Origin of the sequence: Bacillus cereus group sp. BcHK124, from assembly GCF_027712065.1 — a bacterium.
In the GTDB taxonomy this organism is placed as follows: domain Bacteria; phylum Bacillota; class Bacilli; order Bacillales; family Bacillaceae_G; genus Bacillus_A; species Bacillus_A pacificus.
In genome coordinates this window covers 1-17,515 of record NZ_JAQFPJ010000039.1, presented here as the reverse complement: position 1 = coordinate 17,515, position 17,515 = coordinate 1, and the positions used below count along the sequence as shown (strand labels likewise).

The following is a 17,515-nucleotide window of genomic DNA, read 5'->3' as shown; positions in this document are numbered from 1 at the left end:
TCTGGTTTTGTTTCAGGTTTTGGATCTGGTTTCACTTCTGGTTTTTCCTCTGGTTTTGTTTCAGGTTTTGGATCTGGCTTTACTTCTGGTTTTTCCTCTGGTTTTGTTTCAGGTTTTGGATCTGGTTTCACTTCTGGTTTTTCTTCTGGCTTTGTTTCAGGTTTTGGATCTGGCTTCACTTCTGGCTTAGTCTCTTTTTCTACTGCATTAATAGAGTTATATAAGAACTGGCTATATTGTTCACGAGTTACATGTGCATATGGTGAATACATTTTACCTCCTGTACCAATAGTAACGCCATTTTCTTCTAATGCACTAATTGCTTTTAATGCCCATGAGTTTTTATCAATATCAGTAAAGGAAGTTGTCTTAGTAGCTTTGAACTTGAAAGCATTTGTAAGTACTTGCGCCATTTGTTCACGAGTTAAGACATTATCTGGACCGAATTTCCCTTCACCATAACCATTTACTAGACCTGCTTTAGCAAGTGCTCTAATTTCTTTTTCAAACATGTGTCCTCTAATATCTGTAAATGGATTTTTGAAGCTAGCATCTGCATCTGCTGGTTTAACGTACATATAAATCATACGAGCAACTTGCCCACGAGTTACGTTGTCACCAAAACCAAAGATATTATTTCCGTATCCTTGTACTACTTTACGATTTGTTAAATCATAAATTGCTTTTGTAGACCAGTGATTTGCTGGAACATCACTGAATTTTAATGAGTCTGTGTTATCAGCCTTAGCAGTAAATGCTCCTGCTCCTAGTAATGATGTACCCATAATTGTTAATGCTGTTGCTGTTTTTAAAAATTTGTTAGCCATTGTTTGTTCCTCCAAGTATATTAGTTTTTTTATAGATTCCTTTATTGTACCGAATTTAAATATAAAATCCAGATACTTTAACATATAAATTTATTAATTAGCGTTTTTTTATAACCGCTGTTCTATATGGAAAATATTACCATATTAAAATAGGCTTGTAAAGTATTTTTATATATTTATTTCTAGTAAAAAAACTACACTTTTCAGTATAGTTTTTACCTCTTTTTATACATATTGATATTTTCAACGGAAATAGATTTGTCCCATTCCATCTTTATTAGCCCAAATTGGTGCTTTCACACTATCAATCCCTATCATTTTAAAAATAAAGAAGTGATGTTCAGCTTTTATCTTAAAATTTAATGGCTGATTATGATCTACGCGCCCTTTAGTATATTCATATTTCCATCCATCCATATTCTGCTCTTTCATTTTCTTCTCTATATCAGGAATTAGATTTACGTTTTTCCCTTCATATGTGTACTGAAAACCACCTGTTTGTTCTGCTAACTCTACTGTACTAGAAGCAAAATCATGTGCCTTTACTAACTGCATTCCATACAATACACCTTCTGGTATAAGAGTTATCAATAATAAAGAAAGCGTTAGAAAAAGCGCTGTTGTTACTGTATTTTGCATTTCTTACACACCTACTTTTTCTTATTTATTTCACGTTTCCTCCAGCTTTCTTGTTGTCAGAATCTGCTTCATAAATAAATATGTGTTTTGCGTTACTCTTAATGTTACCTTTCTTTTCATCAAATTGTTTCGTATAACTAGCAGCTTCCGCCTCTCCTTCAACCGCAATCATTGCAGGTTGCTCATGTACAGCGTGTACAGAAAACTCTCGTTTTGATGCCGGATCCTTAAATGTTGCATTTTGTTTATAAGACTTTTCAAATTCTTTCTTTGCGATTTCTGGTTCAATAGCAATTTCTTCTTGCGCTCGTAAAACACCTACTTTTACAGCTTTATCCATTGCTGTACTACCAGCACGTTCTAATGCAGACTTATTATCTGTGTGTGTTGTATCACCAATAATCATATCCGTCATTAAGAATAAACAGCCAACACATAATAATAATGAGGCGGCGCCTATAATAAATTTTTGCATCCCTTTTCACACCCCCTTAATTATCAAACTTTCGGAATCGAAATCCACTTAAAATAGAACTTTTCTTTTGATTCAACAATTGGTTTGGTAGCAATAACCCTGCTATTTCCTTCATTATTCCTTCTATCTCTTTATAATAGTTCCGACTAGATAGTAATGTATTACTATTTAATTGTGATTCAAATACATCTTCTATCACATATGGTGCTAAAGCAGTTAATAACTTATCTCCAAAACATTCTTCTACTACTTCATGCTTTAAAAGTGCAGGAGAAAACTTATTCCCAATGATCCTCGTTTTCTCTAAAGCTAAGTACGAAACAAGCTTTCTCTCCTTTTGTGTAAGAGGATGTGCTATCTTTAGCAATTGATGCAGATCTGGTTCTGCTACAAAGAAGATATAATCTGCCATTTCGCATATTTCATGGTATAAATCTTTATCCCAATCGTACCCCGCATCAATAATAGATATAGGCGCTTCTTGGTTAGCCAATAATACCTTAATAAAATGGTCAAAGTCCTGCTCTGTTTCGTTTTTCAGCTCTTGGTCCACTATAGGATTCTTTACGATATAATTTACTCTTCCTTGCTTCCATTTTGGAATTGATAATATATCAGATTCCTTCTGTAACATCTCTTTATACCGTTGCAACATAAATTCACTACGATAGTTTTCTGGTGCTTCTGTATATCCCTTTAATAAAGGATACGTATAACCATCATCATATAGATTTTCTATATAATTCACATCAATCTGTAGTTCATTTAAATAAGCAGATAAAAGATGAGAAACAAAAGTTGAACCACTTCTTCTGTTCATGCTGGCCACAACAATTGTTCTTCTCGGAATAGCAATACCTATTTGTTTTTCATATACCGGCTCAAAGGCCAACTTATATTGTTTTTTTATAATAGGTGCTTTTGGCGTGTCATCTGGAACTGACTTACGCTTTTGTTTGTTTTTAAATAGTTTTTTAGAATTAGAGGAAGGTTCATTGTTGCCATCTTCCTCATCAACAGGAACTTCGGGCAACTTTGTTTGTTGTGGTGCCTGGCTTGCTCCTACAATTTCCGCTACATTTTTAATATCCGACTCCTGTAGTAGCTGCGGGATAACTTTATTATCAATATCAATTTTACGAGAGTTAAAAATGTCATAGATACCTAGATAAATTAGTTTCGCCAAAAATTCATCATCATTTTCACGCTCTGTAAATACCACAATACGAATATCTCGATTAAAACGAATATCTCTTAATTTCTGTAAGATAATCAACTCACGTTTCTCTTCATGCCCTGCATCAATATTTAATCGTTTGTCATTAATACATAGAATATCGGGTTGTTCTGTATCTAGAATTTCATCTAGATACTTGATATGCATCACATCACTATCAGCTACTTCAAATCCCGCACCAATAAAATCCTCACGTAAATATGCCGTATATACAGTATCGCTAATAGCTAAAACGATTTTTTTCACCATAGTTAACCTCCTACAAAATCTAACGTTGGATTAAAATCATGTTTTCAATTGGAATTTGTGCCTCAAGATGAACCTTCCCAATAATCTCATTCAGAATATACTCAATTTCAACTTGTTCCATTGGACGTGGAGCTCCAAAATCAGAATTTAGTTTTACTCGTATTTCTAATCGTTCTTGTATCTCATGTAAAGGTGTACCAAGATAAAGAATGCTGTAGTATAAAACACCATCTTCAATATTTTTTTGAATCATATCCTTTGTTTGATGAACAAATGTAACCTCAGCAAGCTCAACAAAAGGATTATCGATTGTTACTTTGCTATTCCAATTTAAATTCCAAATCTCGCAATGTTCTTCCGCATGTACAACAACTCCATTAACAGAAGGCGTAATAGCGAAAAGACGATCTACAGGAACTTTGGTTAACGAGGTACTATTACCTTTCTTTAATTCAAGTCCTTTTTCCAATCGCTCATGTTCAAAAGCATATTCAGCACCAGTGAATGCAACTTCACAAAATACTTGTTCTAACAATGGACGGATCCCCTCATATGTTCGGATAGCAAACACACTAAATTCCTGTGTTTCATCTGTACGAATGATTTCATACAATTCATATTCAGATGCATTTGCTAAGGCAAAAGGAATATCTTTTATAAAATTCGGATCAGTATATAGATTCTCAGGAATTTGTGTTTCAGGATGATTTATAAACTCAAGGCATAATTGATATCCTTTTAAAAATGCATTCTTAACAGCTGCAGGGAATAGAGTTTCAAAACGTTTCACATTATTTTTAAACGTTTTTTCTTCAATTTCGTTATTAAATTCTCTTTCCTGTAAGATATTTGCCTTATTCCCTAGTAATAAAAAGTAGTGATTAATAATACGACTAATATCCTCTTCAAATGCTGCATTGTCCTCACAATACTTTGTAAATCGTTCTTTACTCATGTTCACAATTTCATTCATAGCTTCAAATTCTCCCTTTTTATTGTTATTTATACAAAAAAAGACACACCGATGGCAGGTTATGTGCCTTCGGTGTGTCCGTTTAGCTAGAAATTAAATCTATTAATTTGTATATTTCTCTTAGTTAATTGTTGTTCACGTATAAGAATACCTCTATGAATTTTAAAAGTCAATAGATTAATTACCTCCTTGTAAACTTATATTTATTCCTTCTTTCTATTTTTCTATGTATTTAATCTAAAAAAATACAAGTAATTAAATATAAATAATCACAAGTATTTTATATAAAACCAACAAGAAATATATATAACTAAACTCAATTATTAATTATAAAGAGATTCAGCAAATACCTCTAAAGCCTTGTATTACATACGTTCCTGGATATAAAGCTAAATTCACTATCGTAATATCCCCAATACATACAAGCTCTACATCATAGAAATCACAAATTAAGAAGTTAAATACCATATTACTAAGAATTCACAAGGTTAGAATCATATTACTAAGATAACCACAAGTATTGAATCGAATTATAAACATACTGAATCGTAACCAAACATAACGTAAATCGATTATATGCTTCCGTAAAAATGCTAATAGGTATATTTTCCTAAATAAAAAAGCATGTCTTCAAATTAAAGAACATGCCAAATAACCCTTGCTTTTAAGTGATTTTTTAACAAGGGCTGCCGTATATTTTTTTAAAAAAAATTAAATGAATTCCGGATAAACACCATTTTTCTTATGATAATTTATCATTGCATCGTGCCTTTCCCCTGTAGACAAGTTTCTTTCCTTAAAACCTATCCAGGACTCTCTAAACTGTACACGCATAAATGCTGGTATAGAGAATATTTCTTGCTCTTTCATACAACTTTCAACTTGATCTAATGCATAAGTCATTGCGTAAATTAGTAATTCACTTTGTTTTTGTTTTGTTGGTAAATAGATTGCGATATCAACAATCTCTTGTCTAAATGCGGTCATTATATTTTCTTTATCTTTTTTTCGTAAGGCCTGTCCCATGTGTTTTAAACGAGACACCGCTTCTTTTCTGCACTTTGCTACTGGTCTATGTAATTCTTTTTTATCATTCTCAATTACGCAGTTCGAAGAAAATACCACGTTGAACTTCTCAATGATGATTTGTTTTACCTGTTTTCTTACACTTGTAATTCTTGTTTCATTAGATTTCTTCTCTTTAGAATCGATTGCAGTAAATTGCACAATGGGGTTAATAATTTCTATGTATTGTCTTACTTTCTTTGCATTACGATTTAATCTCTTTTTCAAGGAAGACATCTTTCTTGTAATCTGAAACTCCTCAATTTTATGTTTATAATGTTCCATACCCACTTTTCTTGAAAAAGTATTGATTAAATCTAAAAGGAATATAATCCCTCTATTATCACGAGCCTTTACTAGACTACTCATTATCGTTGTTTGAATTAGGTGAAATGGTATACGGAAATACGATAGCGATATACCTGTCATGTTTGCAGTTTCTGCAGTAGTGTGATTATACAACGCATAATCTACAATTTCATATACAGTACGATTTCCAACAGGTGTTTCTTTTACGAGTCTACGCTCCAAACAAACTTGAAACCCTGTATAAATTGTTGTGTAGGGAATCCCACTTTTCTTAGCAAGATCCATTATTTGAAATTCACGTGGTAGCATTCCTATATCATTGCATTCAAAGTGAAGCAAGATATAAGTAGCTAAAGCTGAAGATGGTAACTCTTTTCTTTCATTCTCTAGTTTTACGATGTTTAATAGTCCATTAAAAAATTTAACCCCATGAACTTTAAAGTTCTGTTGGGAAAAAGCCATTTGCGTATGCATAATGTTGCTAACTCCTTTCGAAAGAGCAGAAAAAGGCACTGTCATACCACGGATACAAAGATACTACTCTCTTAAAAGAGTAATACTTGTATAACAACGGTAAACAATGCCTAAAATTACGCAAGAAATCCCCTTTTTAAGTTGCACAAATACATAAGATACAGTAAAATTATCTTATAATTTCATGCAAAATAAAAAGGTTTATTGGCTTTGTTTACCGCAGTCGTTGTTACATTTCTTTTTGGGATTTTGTGCGGTGTACCACAATGAAGTAGTTGGCGCTATTTCATTGGGCTGATGAACCTTTTTTTGCTTTATTATATTTTATTTTTTATTATATAAATATTTTATTATTAATGAATTTGTATCTAAAAAAATACAAAAATATTAAAGTAACTACATCATATATAGTTTTTTCCATGGTTGCAAGGTGATTTTTTCGAAAGCATGATCTTTGCTAACTGACTATGTATAAATAACCACCACTCAAACACCTCGTTGAGCGCCGCTCAATCAAAAGTCAATTCACAATAAGCAAGAATAACTTAAATAGCCTCTGATCAACTGCCTGATTGTCGCTCAATTAACAAAATATCATCGATAAAGCGCATTAATGGCACATTTTCATTATCTACACCTCGAATCACCCAACTAACCACCAGTCACTCGTGTTTTAATACTGTTATTTTCTTATATAAGTTGAGCGGTGATTGATTGGTTGATTCCATTTCATTATGCCGATTTGTAATCAGTCAATTAATCACCAGTCAATCATATTGTTATTTTAGAATAAATGATTAGCGAATGGTTGAGTGATCGAGTGCAGATGTAAGTTTTGAATAAGAATAAACTGTTTTTTTTATGATTAATATAAAAATAGTTTCATACTACTAATTAAGTAGAATGAAACTATTGAAAGAGATGTTTTGGTCAAGAGGTTTTTGCTTACTAACTACTGGTGGTTCATCAATAGACGTAGTAAAAACATATATTGAAAATCAAAGTGAAAAGTGAGGTGAAATGATATGACAAAGCAGAATAAAGCATATAAATTCCGTTTGTATCCAACAGAAGACCAAGCACATCTTATGCGTAAAACCTTCGGTTGTGTACGTTTCGTGTATAACAGAATGTTAGCTGAACGGAAAGAAGCGTATGAAAAACATAAAGATGATAAGGATCAACTAAAGAAACAAAAGCTTCCCACTCCTGCGAAATACAAAGCAGAATTTGAGTGGTTAAAAGAAGTGGATTCATTAGCTTTGGCAAATGCTCAACTAAACTTGCAAACTGCCTATAAAAATTTCTTTCGTGGTCAAAATGACTTCCCAACATTCAAAAGCAAAAAAGACAGAAAGTCTTATACAACGAATGTAGTGAACGGAAATATTATGTTGCTTAACGGTCATATCAAATTGCCAAAACTGAAAATGGTACGTATCAAACAGCATAGAGAAATACCACAAGACCATATAATCAAGTCATGTACGATTTCTATGACACCTACTGGTAAATACTATGTGTCCATTTTGACTGAATACGAAAAAGAGATTCTACAAAAAGAAGTAGAATCAGTTGTTGGATTAGACTTTGCGATGGATCAATTATACGTCAGTTCTGAGGATGAGAGAGCCAATTATCCTAAGTTCTATCATGAAATGTTAGACAGATTAGCAAAGGCGCAACGAGTATTATCAAGAAGAACAAAAGGTTCTATTCGTTGGAATAAACAACGTATCCGTGTAGCTAAGTTACATGAAAAAGTAACGAATCAACGTAAGAACTTCCTTCATCATAAGTCTAAAGAGTTAGCTACTCATTTTGATGTTGTAGCTATTGAAGATCTAAATATGAAGGGAATATCGCAAGCACTTCATTTTGGAAAAAGCGTCGCTGATAATGCTTGGGGTATGTTCACTTCTTTCTTAGCTTATAAACTAAATGAACAAGGCAAACAGCTTGTGAAAATAGACAAATGGTTTCCTTCCACAAAAACATGTAGCAGTTGTGGAAATGTGAAAAATATGTCATTGTCTGAGCGAGTTTATTCTTGTATATGCGGTGTAAATATCGATAGAGATTATAACGCAGCTATCAATATCAAAAATGAAGCAATACGCCTATTGGTGTTAGCATAGATAGCAATAAAAGAACCCTTGGAACAAGGGAGTTAGCTCGGCTGTCTTAGGACGAATTCGTTAGCTATCAAAAGTAACGACTAACCGAGAAGCCACCACTTCAAACAGTCCATTAGGACGTTAAGTGGCGAGTAGTTCACAGATTGGAAGAAATAGAATTAGAAAACTCTTTGTATATTAAAATAACAAAGCAAAATATATCTAAGTGCTATGATTATTATAAGTTTAAAACAATAGTTGTGAATGAATCATATTGATTATCAATGAACTAAGCTTTTGAAATGATATTAAGAATAAGCAAAATAAAAAGACTATCAAATGATAGCCTTTTTATTTTCTTCCAAAAAGCTTAGAGAAAAAGCCGCCTTTTTGTTCAGTATTCTCTTGTCGCTGAGCATTAGCACTTTTTTGTTCTTGAATTAATCGTATAGTACTCATTAACTTTTCGTCACGTTCCTCTAATCGCTTATTGATTCTATCGAAATTATCCTGACTTTGTTTAGCCACCGCAGCGAAGAATTCCATATTTTGTTTTGTTAATTCTTCAGTCACTTTAGCTGTAACTTCCTCAGTAATCTTTTCCGTCAAAGCTTCTATAAAGTCTGGATTGACCTGTTGTGCTTTAACTAATGAAGTTTCTTTTGGTTCACCATCACCGTCAACATCTTCAGCATAAACATTGCGAATAACCGTCGGATCCATATCTAAAAGCCCAACAATTTCGTGCTTTTTCTTTGACTCAGAATAATAATGTTTAATCTTTTTTACTGTATCAATACTATCCTCATGAACATATTTAAGTTGGCGTTCTTTTTTTATGTTCAAGTACTCATCGAAATCATTCAACCATCTACGAAGAGTACTTTCAGGAATATCAAGCATGGTTGCTACTTCAGATACGCGATAATAACCATCGCTTAACTGTTCATCAATCATTTGCTCACCACCTAACTATATGATGCCTGTCCTATAATACATTATATAAAAATTCTATAGAAACTAAAAGAACCCCTTTGTAGATTACATAAAATATCATCAACTTTTATACCTGATCACTCAATCATTCACTGCTCATTTATTTAGCTGCATACCAATAGTACCTATGTTATCGAGCGGTGATTAGTCGGGTGAGCGTGATTAATACTTGATTATGAACAAAACCACCTCGAAATTCTGTGAATCGAACTATAAATTTTATATGGATTTTCATTTATTAAGATGCATCTTTTATAATCATTACGTATTCATTACAGCGTTTATTACCGCAATAAATGCGTAACAATTAAAATATTAATTACGGTAATTATTACGGGAGTATTTAAAGTATTGATTTAATAAGGTTCTTGATTATCATCCGTAGATGTATTATAGTTAGTACATACGATACTTCGGAAATATATGCCGAAGTATCTACGGCTTTTATAACGGTATTAAATTCCGTATGATTATCTTGTCTTTTTGTACATATAGATAAAATTTATTATTTATTAAAGGTGGTGTGAAATTATTGTCTAATATATCAATGAGTAGTAGTGAAATTATTGATGTACTTTGTGAGAATTTAAATGATGGGATTTGGGCTTTACGTGTGCTATACGCCGAGGGCGCAATGAACAAAGAAAAGTTATGGGATTATATCAACCAATATCATAAAGACTATCAAATTGAGAATGAAAAAGATTATGAGGGTAAAAAAATACTTCCATCGCGATATGCTTTAGATATTATGACTGCAAGACTTGAAGGAGCAGGGTTAATATCTTTCAAAGCAATAGGACGTGTTCGAATTTATGACGTAACAGATCTAGGAAATGTTTTAATTAAGGAACTGGAAAAACGAGTTGAGAAAAACAACTAAAATATATATTTGAGGAGGATATACATATGGCAGGCAATTTTTCAGAAATCGAAAGCCTAGGAAATATTAGTTTGAAATTTGGATTCTTAGGACTAGGTATGGGTGGATGTGCAATCGCAGCAGAGTGCGCAAATAAAGAAACACAAATTAAAAATAACAAATACCCATATCGTGCGATTCTTGTTAATACAAATAGTCAAGATTTTAATAAAATTGAGATTAAAAACACAGGGAACGTCCGTAAAATACAGTTAGAAGGATATGAACAGGGTGCAGCTCGTAATCCACAGGTTGGTGAAGAAGCATTTGTAAAGCATGAAACAAAGATTTTCGAAGCGGTAAAACAGGAATTTGAAGATCGTGATTTTATTTGGATTACGTGTGGTCTAGGTGGAGGAACAGGAACTGGAGCTCTATTAAAGGCTATTGAAATGCTATATGAACATGATTACAATTTTGGATTGTTACTGACTTTACCACGTGATGCTGAGGCTTTAAAAGTATTAGAAAACGCAACTTCACGCATTCGTAGTATTGCTATGAACCAAGAAGCTTTTGGCTCAATTGTATTAATAGATAACGCTAAACTATATAGAAAATTTGAAGAGGAAAATCCAAGTGCTTTAGCAAACGAATATACTAGCTATAGTAACAAATATATTGCTGATGCATTACATGAGATTAACCTAGTTACTTCATCATTTACACCGTTTTCAGATACACATTTTGATGCGAGTGAGTTTGCTCAAGTAATTAATACACCAGGCGTTTTATCATTAGCAAAACTAGAACTAAAATCAAATCAATTAGATACTGAAAACCCGCTAGGTTACTTGACTCAATTAGGGAACGCACTAGAAAAAGGTGTTTTATACGATACAGAAAGAGAAGAGCTAGAAAGTGCTAAAAAAAGCGCACTATCTATCGTTACATCGCCGCTACGAGCAGGTCGATTATATAACTTCTCTTTCCTTAACCAAATGGAAAACTTCTTAAAAGAAAGAACTCCATATGTAGATGAACGTCCTATAGCTCCATATGTTAATAAACATACAACAAAAAAAGAAGAGGATATAGTAAAATTCTATTCAGTTGTTGCAGGACTACCACTGCCAAAACGTGTAAGTGATATTATTGATGAGATTACGAGAATTAAAGAAGAACGTGAGCAAGCTAATTCTAAGAAATCCAATGCTGTTTTAAATAAACTTTTTGCATTTGATGATTCAGTACAAGAAGAAAAACCTAAAAAGAAAAAATTGAATTTTGGTGCTGAACCTGAAGTAGAAGTTGCTGATGATTCACAACCAGCAAAGAAGAAATTATCATTCTAAACAAAAGACCGACAAATATAATTTTGTCGGTCTTTTTCTATTTCAATAGCAAAAAGAAACTACAATGCACAAGTGATTAATCTATTATATTTTCTGTATGTGTAACATGTCTTTATATAATGTGATTGTTTAAATAAATTGTTAGGCCGTCCTAACGATTTTATTCCAATACTTGAACCTTAAAAAAAATGTTCGGTTAAAACATGTCTTCCGTCCGAACAAATTTAAAAGAACCGAAAGACTATATAAATCAATGTTTCTAGCGAATTTTTAGGAAGAGAAGTAATCCAAACTTCAGCGTACGAGTTTTAGTATCTAGATTAGCGCAAATTCAGCTTAAACTTTTAATAATTTACAACTAAATTTTGCTGTAATAAGATATATAGAAATGGTTGTTATTTATTGAAAATATATTCGAGTTATGGAGTTGCATATAATGAAAAGTACAACGTATAAATATACAAGCAAAGGTACACAGAAATCTTTTCGTTTAAAAGAGGCCGATATATTTGTATTTACATTTTTATATTACAAAAGGCATCTTACTACACGACAAATTACACAGCTTTATAGTGCATTTGAGGGTAGAGATTTTTCTGAGGATAGTGTGTTTACGAAACTTAATCGTTTTTCAAAATATGGTGCTATCCTGACTAAAAAAATTGATAAAAGAGATGATAGTATAACCAGACGTGCGACATTCTCCTTAAAAGATAGAATGGTTGATTACCTTCAAGAATTAGGAAGGATTCCTGCAGGATCTTCAAAACGTAGATATTCTTCTTCAATCTCACTACATACACTCTGCTCAAGAGAAATATTAGTACGCACACTTTTGGAAGTGTCGAAAAAGACCAATACGAATAAAATATTATGCGAGTTAGATATTCGCTCATATCATCAAAAACAAAAGAAAACAGAAATTGAAGATGCAGGGTTACTTCTAATTCCTGATGAACACATTTCATATAAAGACAAAAATATTTACATTGAAATGGATATGTGCAAAGAAACCAATGCTACCTTAGTTGAAAAGGTGGGGAAGTATATTGAATATGCACAAAAAAACACTAAAAATATAACTGTTGTTTTTGTTATGTATGACAAGTCGATGTTCCTTGCAGAAGATGCAGAACCTCCATACGTACGTATGAAGAATCTCTTATTTTCTATGCGAGAATATCATGAACATTTAATGAATCTACCAAACCTAAATATACACATCTGCTCTTTGAAAGAAGCTGGAGATGTTATTTCAGATATTCTTCTAGGAATAGATGATAATCAAAACTTTGAACAAGATATTCTCTTACCCTTATCTCAACGTACAGTAGGAGATGCCGATTGGCGCTATGCATTTGTTGAAACAGTTCAAACATTTAAAGAGAAAATAGATGGTGGTCTTAGACGAACTTATAAGAGAGATAAAGATGCAATGCAAGATTTCTTCTTTATTTTTGGGAATGAAAATGATTACCGAATGATTGCTAGAGTAGACGATGTTGTGTTTTCAAGAAGAGAAGGTGATGAAGGAGTGCCACTTGTTGTGATTTATCCAAAGCGCAAAAAGGCTAGAGATATACTTTTAATGGACACTTATGACAACGTATTACTGCTATCCCTCCAAAATGAAGACGTTACTATCGAAGCGGATGAACAGATCATGGCACGTACTGCAAATAACGTACATCCGAAAAGACGCAAACTTGTTGAATTATATTAATCGCTAATTTTTTATATACTTTTATACAATTTTATTGATTTTTATTATTTAAGGTGATAGAATTACGTTTGAACTAAACACAAAAACTACAATCAAATCAGAACATATGAAATCAAGGCAAGCGACACACGCTGTTTTTACAGTGGGTGTCGCTTGCCTTTTTTTATATGGAGAAAGGTGGAAAATCAAAATGGATTTACAATATGCAACTACTACTGGGGGAGTGCTCTCTGCTAGAGAAGCATTTAAAAACCCGGAACTAGTCCTTAATCATATTACAGAAGAGGGAGCAACGTTTAGTGTTTCTCTACAAGATATCCAAATTCCAGGGAAACCAAATTTCTATTGGTACGATGTCATAATTGAAACAGCAACGGATAAAAAAATCGAGGTAAATATCGCGGTACTTTCTCAAGAAGAATACAATCAACTCTGTGAAAGAGAGAGTATTGATTTATATTTAAAACAAACTGAAGATGCAGCAAAATTCTTTCTCGAAAAATCAAAGGAACTATTCCAACCAGAATTCAATAATCGATTCCAGTTTAAACATAAAGCTCAACTATATCTGTAAGAAGTAGGTGAGCCTATATGGAGACATTTAAACAACGATTACCGTTATTTACTACAATCGGTTTAATTAGCGGATTTATTCTTTCATTTGGTTTCGGTTTAGTAAACTACATCAAGTTACTCTACTATGCATTTGAACCACCGTCTTATCCTATAGAAATTACATATGTACCGCTTATTTTAATGTTCTTTTCTTTACTGTTAGGAGAATTTAGCTTTAGGTTTTACAGCCGTATTCCAGCTTTACATGTGAATAATGGGAAATTAATAATCTTGGTTGCTTCTCACTTTGCGGTTGATATTCAATTTTTATGGTTTGCAACTGCTCCGATCCATGCAAAGGTTATTCCTTATCTAACGGATAAATCAAAACATCTTAATTTTGGTGAGTATGAAGCCTTAGGTCATGTCTTAACAGGCAATTTTCACACACTCACTATGATTTTTGTATTTTTACCAACAGTATTCATGATTTTGTTTACCCTTTGGTATAGTGGGCATATAGTTCGTTACCGAGAAGAGATATTAAAGTGGGTACAAAAATACGAATATAAAAATCACAAATTACAAAAATGGTTTAATAGCCAAGAAGAACAAATATATCCTGATGTAGAAATTGGTCCGCATATTGAGCATAAAGAGATGGTTCGTATTAAGGGGAAAGATAGAACGTTAAATTGTATTATTATTGGTCCTATTGGTTCTGGTAAAACATCTAGTTTAATTATTCCCATGATTAATCAAGATTTACATTGGATGGCACGTTTTATCAATAAGTTCATAAATGTCTTTAAAAAGAAGGATTATCATACAGAAGAAGTAAAAGGAACATTTTTAAATGGTGTGACTGTTATCGAACCGAGTAATGATTTATGTCAAAAGGTTTTTAAGTTAGTGCAAGCACATAAAATACCTGAAAGTGCAGTTTACTACATTGATCCAACAAATCCTGATACCAAAAATATAAACATTCTACGAGGACCAGTAGATAAAGTAGCAGAGGTTTTTGCAATGGTTATTCAAGGTTTGTCTGAATCTAACAATGCATTCTTTGAACAAGCGCAGCGTAACCACCTCAAGCAACATATTTATTTACTAAAGCTACACAACCCACAAAAAGATGTAACCTTTGACGATTTAATTGAGATGTATGATGATGTAGAACGTGTCCATCGTATGCATAAACTATTAAAAGTACAAGTTGAAAAGTTATATGATTTTGTTCAAAGTGGGGATGCTTCACGTGACCAAAAAAACGAATATAAAATTATAAAAGGTATTGATGAATGGTTTGATAATACTATTCGTGAAAAAATGGATTTTCAAGGTGAACCAGCGGTTTATAAATCAGGAAAATACCGCGGACAACCAATGCATTATGACAGAGAAGAAGAATATGTAAAAGGTTTACGCAACATATTAAAAGATTTAGCTTCAAACGTTTTAATACGACGTGTTTTATTTGGAAAATCCGATTTTGATTTCGATGTTCATTTAGAGCAGGGTGGGATTTTGTTAGTCAATACGGCAAAAGGAGAATTAGCAGACCTTTCAAACGTATTAGGAAAATTTGTATTGTTAAGTATGCAAAATGCAGTATTCCGTAGAGATCCAAACGTCTCACCTTACCATCATATTATTGTCGATGAGTTTCCGGATTACGTTGTGCGGCCGTTTAAAGAATTCCCTGCACAATCTCGTAAATATAAAGTAATTTTAACAATCGCTAGCCAAACACTATCGCAATTAGCTCTCGACTTCACAGAGCAATACATGTTTACTTTACTAGGTTCATTCCGTAACAAAATGATATTTGGAGATGTAACACCATATGATGCAAAAATTTTCTCTGACATGTTTGGTGAGAAAGAGGAATTTAAAGAGGCAGAATCCGAACAGGGCATTTCTCCTATGCAAGAGAATCCAGTAAGTCGACTAGGATCAACCTATCAAAAAACGAAAGAAGTTGTTATGTCACCAGGAGATATCATGGCACAAGGGGCATTCATCTGTGCTGCTCGTATCGTACAAGATAATCATGTGCAACCTGTACAACAAATCACAAGTAACTTTGTACCAAAAGAGGAATTTGCCCAAGCAATTATTCAAGTAGATACAAAAACAGGTGAATATTGGGAAAATGAGCGTCTTCGCCTTATTAATGAATCTATAGAAAAAGCTAATCCTATGAAGCATGTAGATGCAGAAAACATGAAGAAAATACAACCATTACCACCTATCCGAGAAGGTGAGATTGAACAGAATAACTCCATGGAAACAAACGAGGAGCATCAACACATTGTATCATTGGAGGATTATAAGGGAAACAAGTCTCAAAATGAAACCTTACCTAATGATCCCGCAGCAATGAACCAGCAGGGGAATGTTGATGATGAAGTTGAAAATAAGTTGTATGAAGATATTAAGGAATTTATTATCGAATCACAACAAGTCTCGCCATCTCTTCTGCAAAGAAAATTCAAGATTAGCTATATGAAATCTATGCAATATATTGAGAAGTTAGAACAAAATCTAGTTGTAAGTTCTTACACAGGGGATGGTCCTCGTAAAGTATTAATTTCAAATAATAGTAGTACATCAGAAGAAACAAGTGTTATTACTACTCATTCACCTGACAATACTATTTCACCGGAAGTAGCAATTCCAATTGAAGGCGAAGAAATCGAACAAGAGGAAACTAGCTCCTTTAAGGATATTCTATACGAAGATGTTTTAAGTTTTGTGAATGAAGCGGGAAGTATCTCTATATCTGTACTACAAGACACGTTTAAAATTAGTTATACACGTGCATCGAGATTAATAGATGCCTTACAACGAAATGGTGAACTGCCTGTTATAGCAGAAGAAACACATGTAGAAAGTATAAGCTCTGAAATAAAAGAACCGGTCGTGAAAGAAGATATTAAAGAAACCATAGATATAGAATTACCTCCTATGGAAGAATGCTATGAAATAAACATGGAGGTAGCAGAACTAAACAAAGAATTATCTATTACTATGTTAGAGCAAGATTGGAATAAAGATTCCATTATTCATTCCGTGATTCCTGATGAGACCGAAACACTGTTTGAAGAATTCCCATCTGATGGACCTCCCGTTACAATAACAGAGGCAGAAGAAACACATGTAGAAATCAACACGGTTCCAGTTGAAGAAATGCTTAATCATACCGAAGAAAACAAGCTAGATGAAGATGTAGCAAAAGTTTACGAATCTATTAGTATTACGGTACAAGAAAACTTAGAAAAAAATAGAGAAGAGCATTCGAAAAATGATGAGAAGCAACCAGAACATAAACGTATGAGCTACAAAGAGCGTCAAGAGCACTTAAGATCTCAGCAAAAAAATAAGAAAAATACTACGCAGTCGCTGGTTAATAAAATTGAGAAACCTAAGCAAAAAACATCGAACGTAATGAGTAAGGAATTGAACAATTTCTTTGATTAATAGTTTGTAAACCTTAAATTAAATCTATTATTGGTATAGCCAGCATTTCGGAAAAAACCACGCTAAGCCAAAAATAAAATAAGCTGCCCATATAGGCAGCTTATTTAGTCGGGTAAGCGGGGGGCATCGCTGCCCCCAACTCCCCTCAGAACCGTACGTGACAGTTTCCCATC

13 protein-coding genes and 1 pseudogene are annotated in these 17,515 nt (G+C 33.1%); 7 read left to right on the top strand and 7 right to left on the bottom strand.

The genetic code is table 11. The features are described 5' to 3' along the window. The 6 genes from PDK19_RS26610 to PDK19_RS26585 form a co-directional block, all read right to left on the bottom strand. Window positions 1-890: S-layer homology domain-containing protein (locus tag PDK19_RS26610; RefSeq protein WP_270708194.1), on the bottom strand; the 890-nt coding region annotated here is incomplete at its 3' end. 180 nt (window positions 891-1,070) lie between these two features. Continuing rightward, window positions 1,071-1,466, bottom strand: coding sequence for a DUF4320 family protein (locus PDK19_RS26605; RefSeq protein WP_001181745.1), 396 nt, complete (start codon window positions 1,464-1,466; stop codon window positions 1,071-1,073). Window positions 1,467-1,491: 25 nt separating this feature from the next. Further along, a complete protein-coding gene (locus tag PDK19_RS26600) occupies window positions 1,492-1,941 on the bottom strand; it encodes a hypothetical protein (RefSeq protein ID WP_001168866.1) in 450 nt (149 codons plus the stop codon). 16 nt (window positions 1,942-1,957) lie between these two features. Further along, entirely contained in the window at window positions 1,958-3,427 is a 1,470-nt protein-coding gene (locus tag PDK19_RS26595) for a hypothetical protein (RefSeq protein WP_000239317.1), read from the bottom strand. 19 nt (window positions 3,428-3,446) lie between these two features. Continuing rightward, window positions 3,447-4,400, bottom strand: coding sequence for a hypothetical protein (locus tag PDK19_RS26590; RefSeq protein WP_001002932.1), 954 nt, complete (start codon window positions 4,398-4,400; stop codon window positions 3,447-3,449). A gap of 711 nt (window positions 4,401-5,111) precedes the next feature. Continuing rightward, complete coding sequence (locus PDK19_RS26585) at window positions 5,112-6,248, bottom strand: hypothetical protein (RefSeq protein WP_000557427.1); 1,137 nt, start codon at window positions 6,246-6,248, stop codon at window positions 5,112-5,114. A gap of 900 nt (window positions 6,249-7,148) precedes the next feature. On the opposite strand from PDK19_RS26585, the pseudogene PDK19_RS26580 reads away from it, so the two are divergent. Next, window positions 7,149-7,262: pseudogene (locus PDK19_RS26580) on the top strand (transposase); the annotation flags it as partial. An 11-nt stretch (window positions 7,263-7,273) separates the two neighbouring features. Then, window positions 7,274-8,386, top strand: coding sequence for an RNA-guided endonuclease TnpB family protein (locus PDK19_RS26575; RefSeq protein ID WP_000166221.1), 1,113 nt, complete (start codon window positions 7,274-7,276; stop codon window positions 8,384-8,386). Between the two features lie 330 nt (window positions 8,387-8,716). Here the strand turns inward: PDK19_RS26575 and PDK19_RS26570 are convergent, their stop codons facing one another. After that, window positions 8,717-9,322 carry a DUF3967 domain-containing protein gene (locus tag PDK19_RS26570; RefSeq protein WP_000564668.1) on the bottom strand — a complete coding sequence of 202 codons (606 nt, stop codon included), beginning with the start codon at window positions 9,320-9,322 and terminating at the stop codon, window positions 8,717-8,719. Window positions 9,323-9,908: 586 nt separating this feature from the next. Between PDK19_RS26570 and PDK19_RS26565 the strand changes: the two genes are divergently transcribed. The 5 genes from PDK19_RS26565 (at window position 9,909) to PDK19_RS26545 (ending at window position 17,342) form a co-directional block, all read left to right on the top strand. Beyond that, on the top strand, window positions 9,909-10,244 hold the full coding sequence (locus PDK19_RS26565; protein ID WP_000098927.1) for a hypothetical protein: 336 nt from the start codon (window positions 9,909-9,911) through the stop codon (window positions 10,242-10,244). Between the two features lie 26 nt (window positions 10,245-10,270). Next, on the top strand, window positions 10,271-11,578 hold the full coding sequence (gene repX / locus PDK19_RS26560) for a plasmid replication protein RepX (RefSeq protein ID WP_000918300.1): 1,308 nt from the start codon (window positions 10,271-10,273) through the stop codon (window positions 11,576-11,578). A 436-nt stretch (window positions 11,579-12,014) separates the two neighbouring features. After that, on the top strand, window positions 12,015-13,301 hold the full coding sequence (locus tag PDK19_RS26555; RefSeq protein WP_000843502.1) for a replication-relaxation family protein: 1,287 nt from the start codon (window positions 12,015-12,017) through the stop codon (window positions 13,299-13,301). Between the two features lie 106 nt (window positions 13,302-13,407). Further along, entirely contained in the window at window positions 13,408-13,875 is a 468-nt protein-coding gene (locus tag PDK19_RS26550) for a hypothetical protein (RefSeq protein WP_076867960.1), read from the top strand. Window positions 13,876-13,892: 17 nt separating this feature from the next. After that, entirely contained in the window at window positions 13,893-17,342 is a 3,450-nt protein-coding gene (locus PDK19_RS26545) for a DNA translocase FtsK (protein WP_228920445.1), read from the top strand. Window positions 17,343-17,515 lie beyond the last annotated feature (173 nt).

Excerpts from the sequence above, each read along its gene's own strand:
- PDK19_RS26605 (WP_001181745.1), bottom strand. The coding sequence starts at position 1,466 with ATGCAAAATACAGTAACAACAGCGCTTTTTCTAACGCTTTCTTTATTA.
- PDK19_RS26600 (WP_001168866.1), bottom strand. The coding sequence starts at position 1,941 with ATGCAAAAATTTATTATAGGCGCCGCCTCATTATTATTATGTGTTGGC.
- PDK19_RS26595 (WP_000239317.1), bottom strand. The coding sequence starts at position 3,427 with ATGGTGAAAAAAATCGTTTTAGCTATTAGCGATACTGTATATACGGCA.
- PDK19_RS26590 (WP_001002932.1), bottom strand. The coding sequence starts at position 4,400 with ATGAATGAAATTGTGAACATGAGTAAAGAACGATTTACAAAGTATTGT.
- PDK19_RS26585 (WP_000557427.1), bottom strand. The coding sequence starts at position 6,248 with ATGCATACGCAAATGGCTTTTTCCCAACAGAACTTTAAAGTTCATGGG.
- PDK19_RS26575 (WP_000166221.1), top strand. The coding sequence starts at position 7,274 with ATGACAAAGCAGAATAAAGCATATAAATTCCGTTTGTATCCAACAGAA.
- PDK19_RS26570 (WP_000564668.1), bottom strand. The coding sequence starts at position 9,322 with ATGATTGATGAACAGTTAAGCGATGGTTATTATCGCGTATCTGAAGTA.
- PDK19_RS26565 (WP_000098927.1), top strand. The coding sequence starts at position 9,909 with ATGAGTAGTAGTGAAATTATTGATGTACTTTGTGAGAATTTAAATGAT.
- repX (WP_000918300.1), top strand. The coding sequence starts at position 10,271 with ATGGCAGGCAATTTTTCAGAAATCGAAAGCCTAGGAAATATTAGTTTG.
- PDK19_RS26555 (WP_000843502.1), top strand. The coding sequence starts at position 12,015 with ATGAAAAGTACAACGTATAAATATACAAGCAAAGGTACACAGAAATCT.
- PDK19_RS26550 (WP_076867960.1), top strand. The coding sequence starts at position 13,408 with ATGAAATCAAGGCAAGCGACACACGCTGTTTTTACAGTGGGTGTCGCT.
- PDK19_RS26545 (WP_228920445.1), top strand. The coding sequence starts at position 13,893 with ATGGAGACATTTAAACAACGATTACCGTTATTTACTACAATCGGTTTA.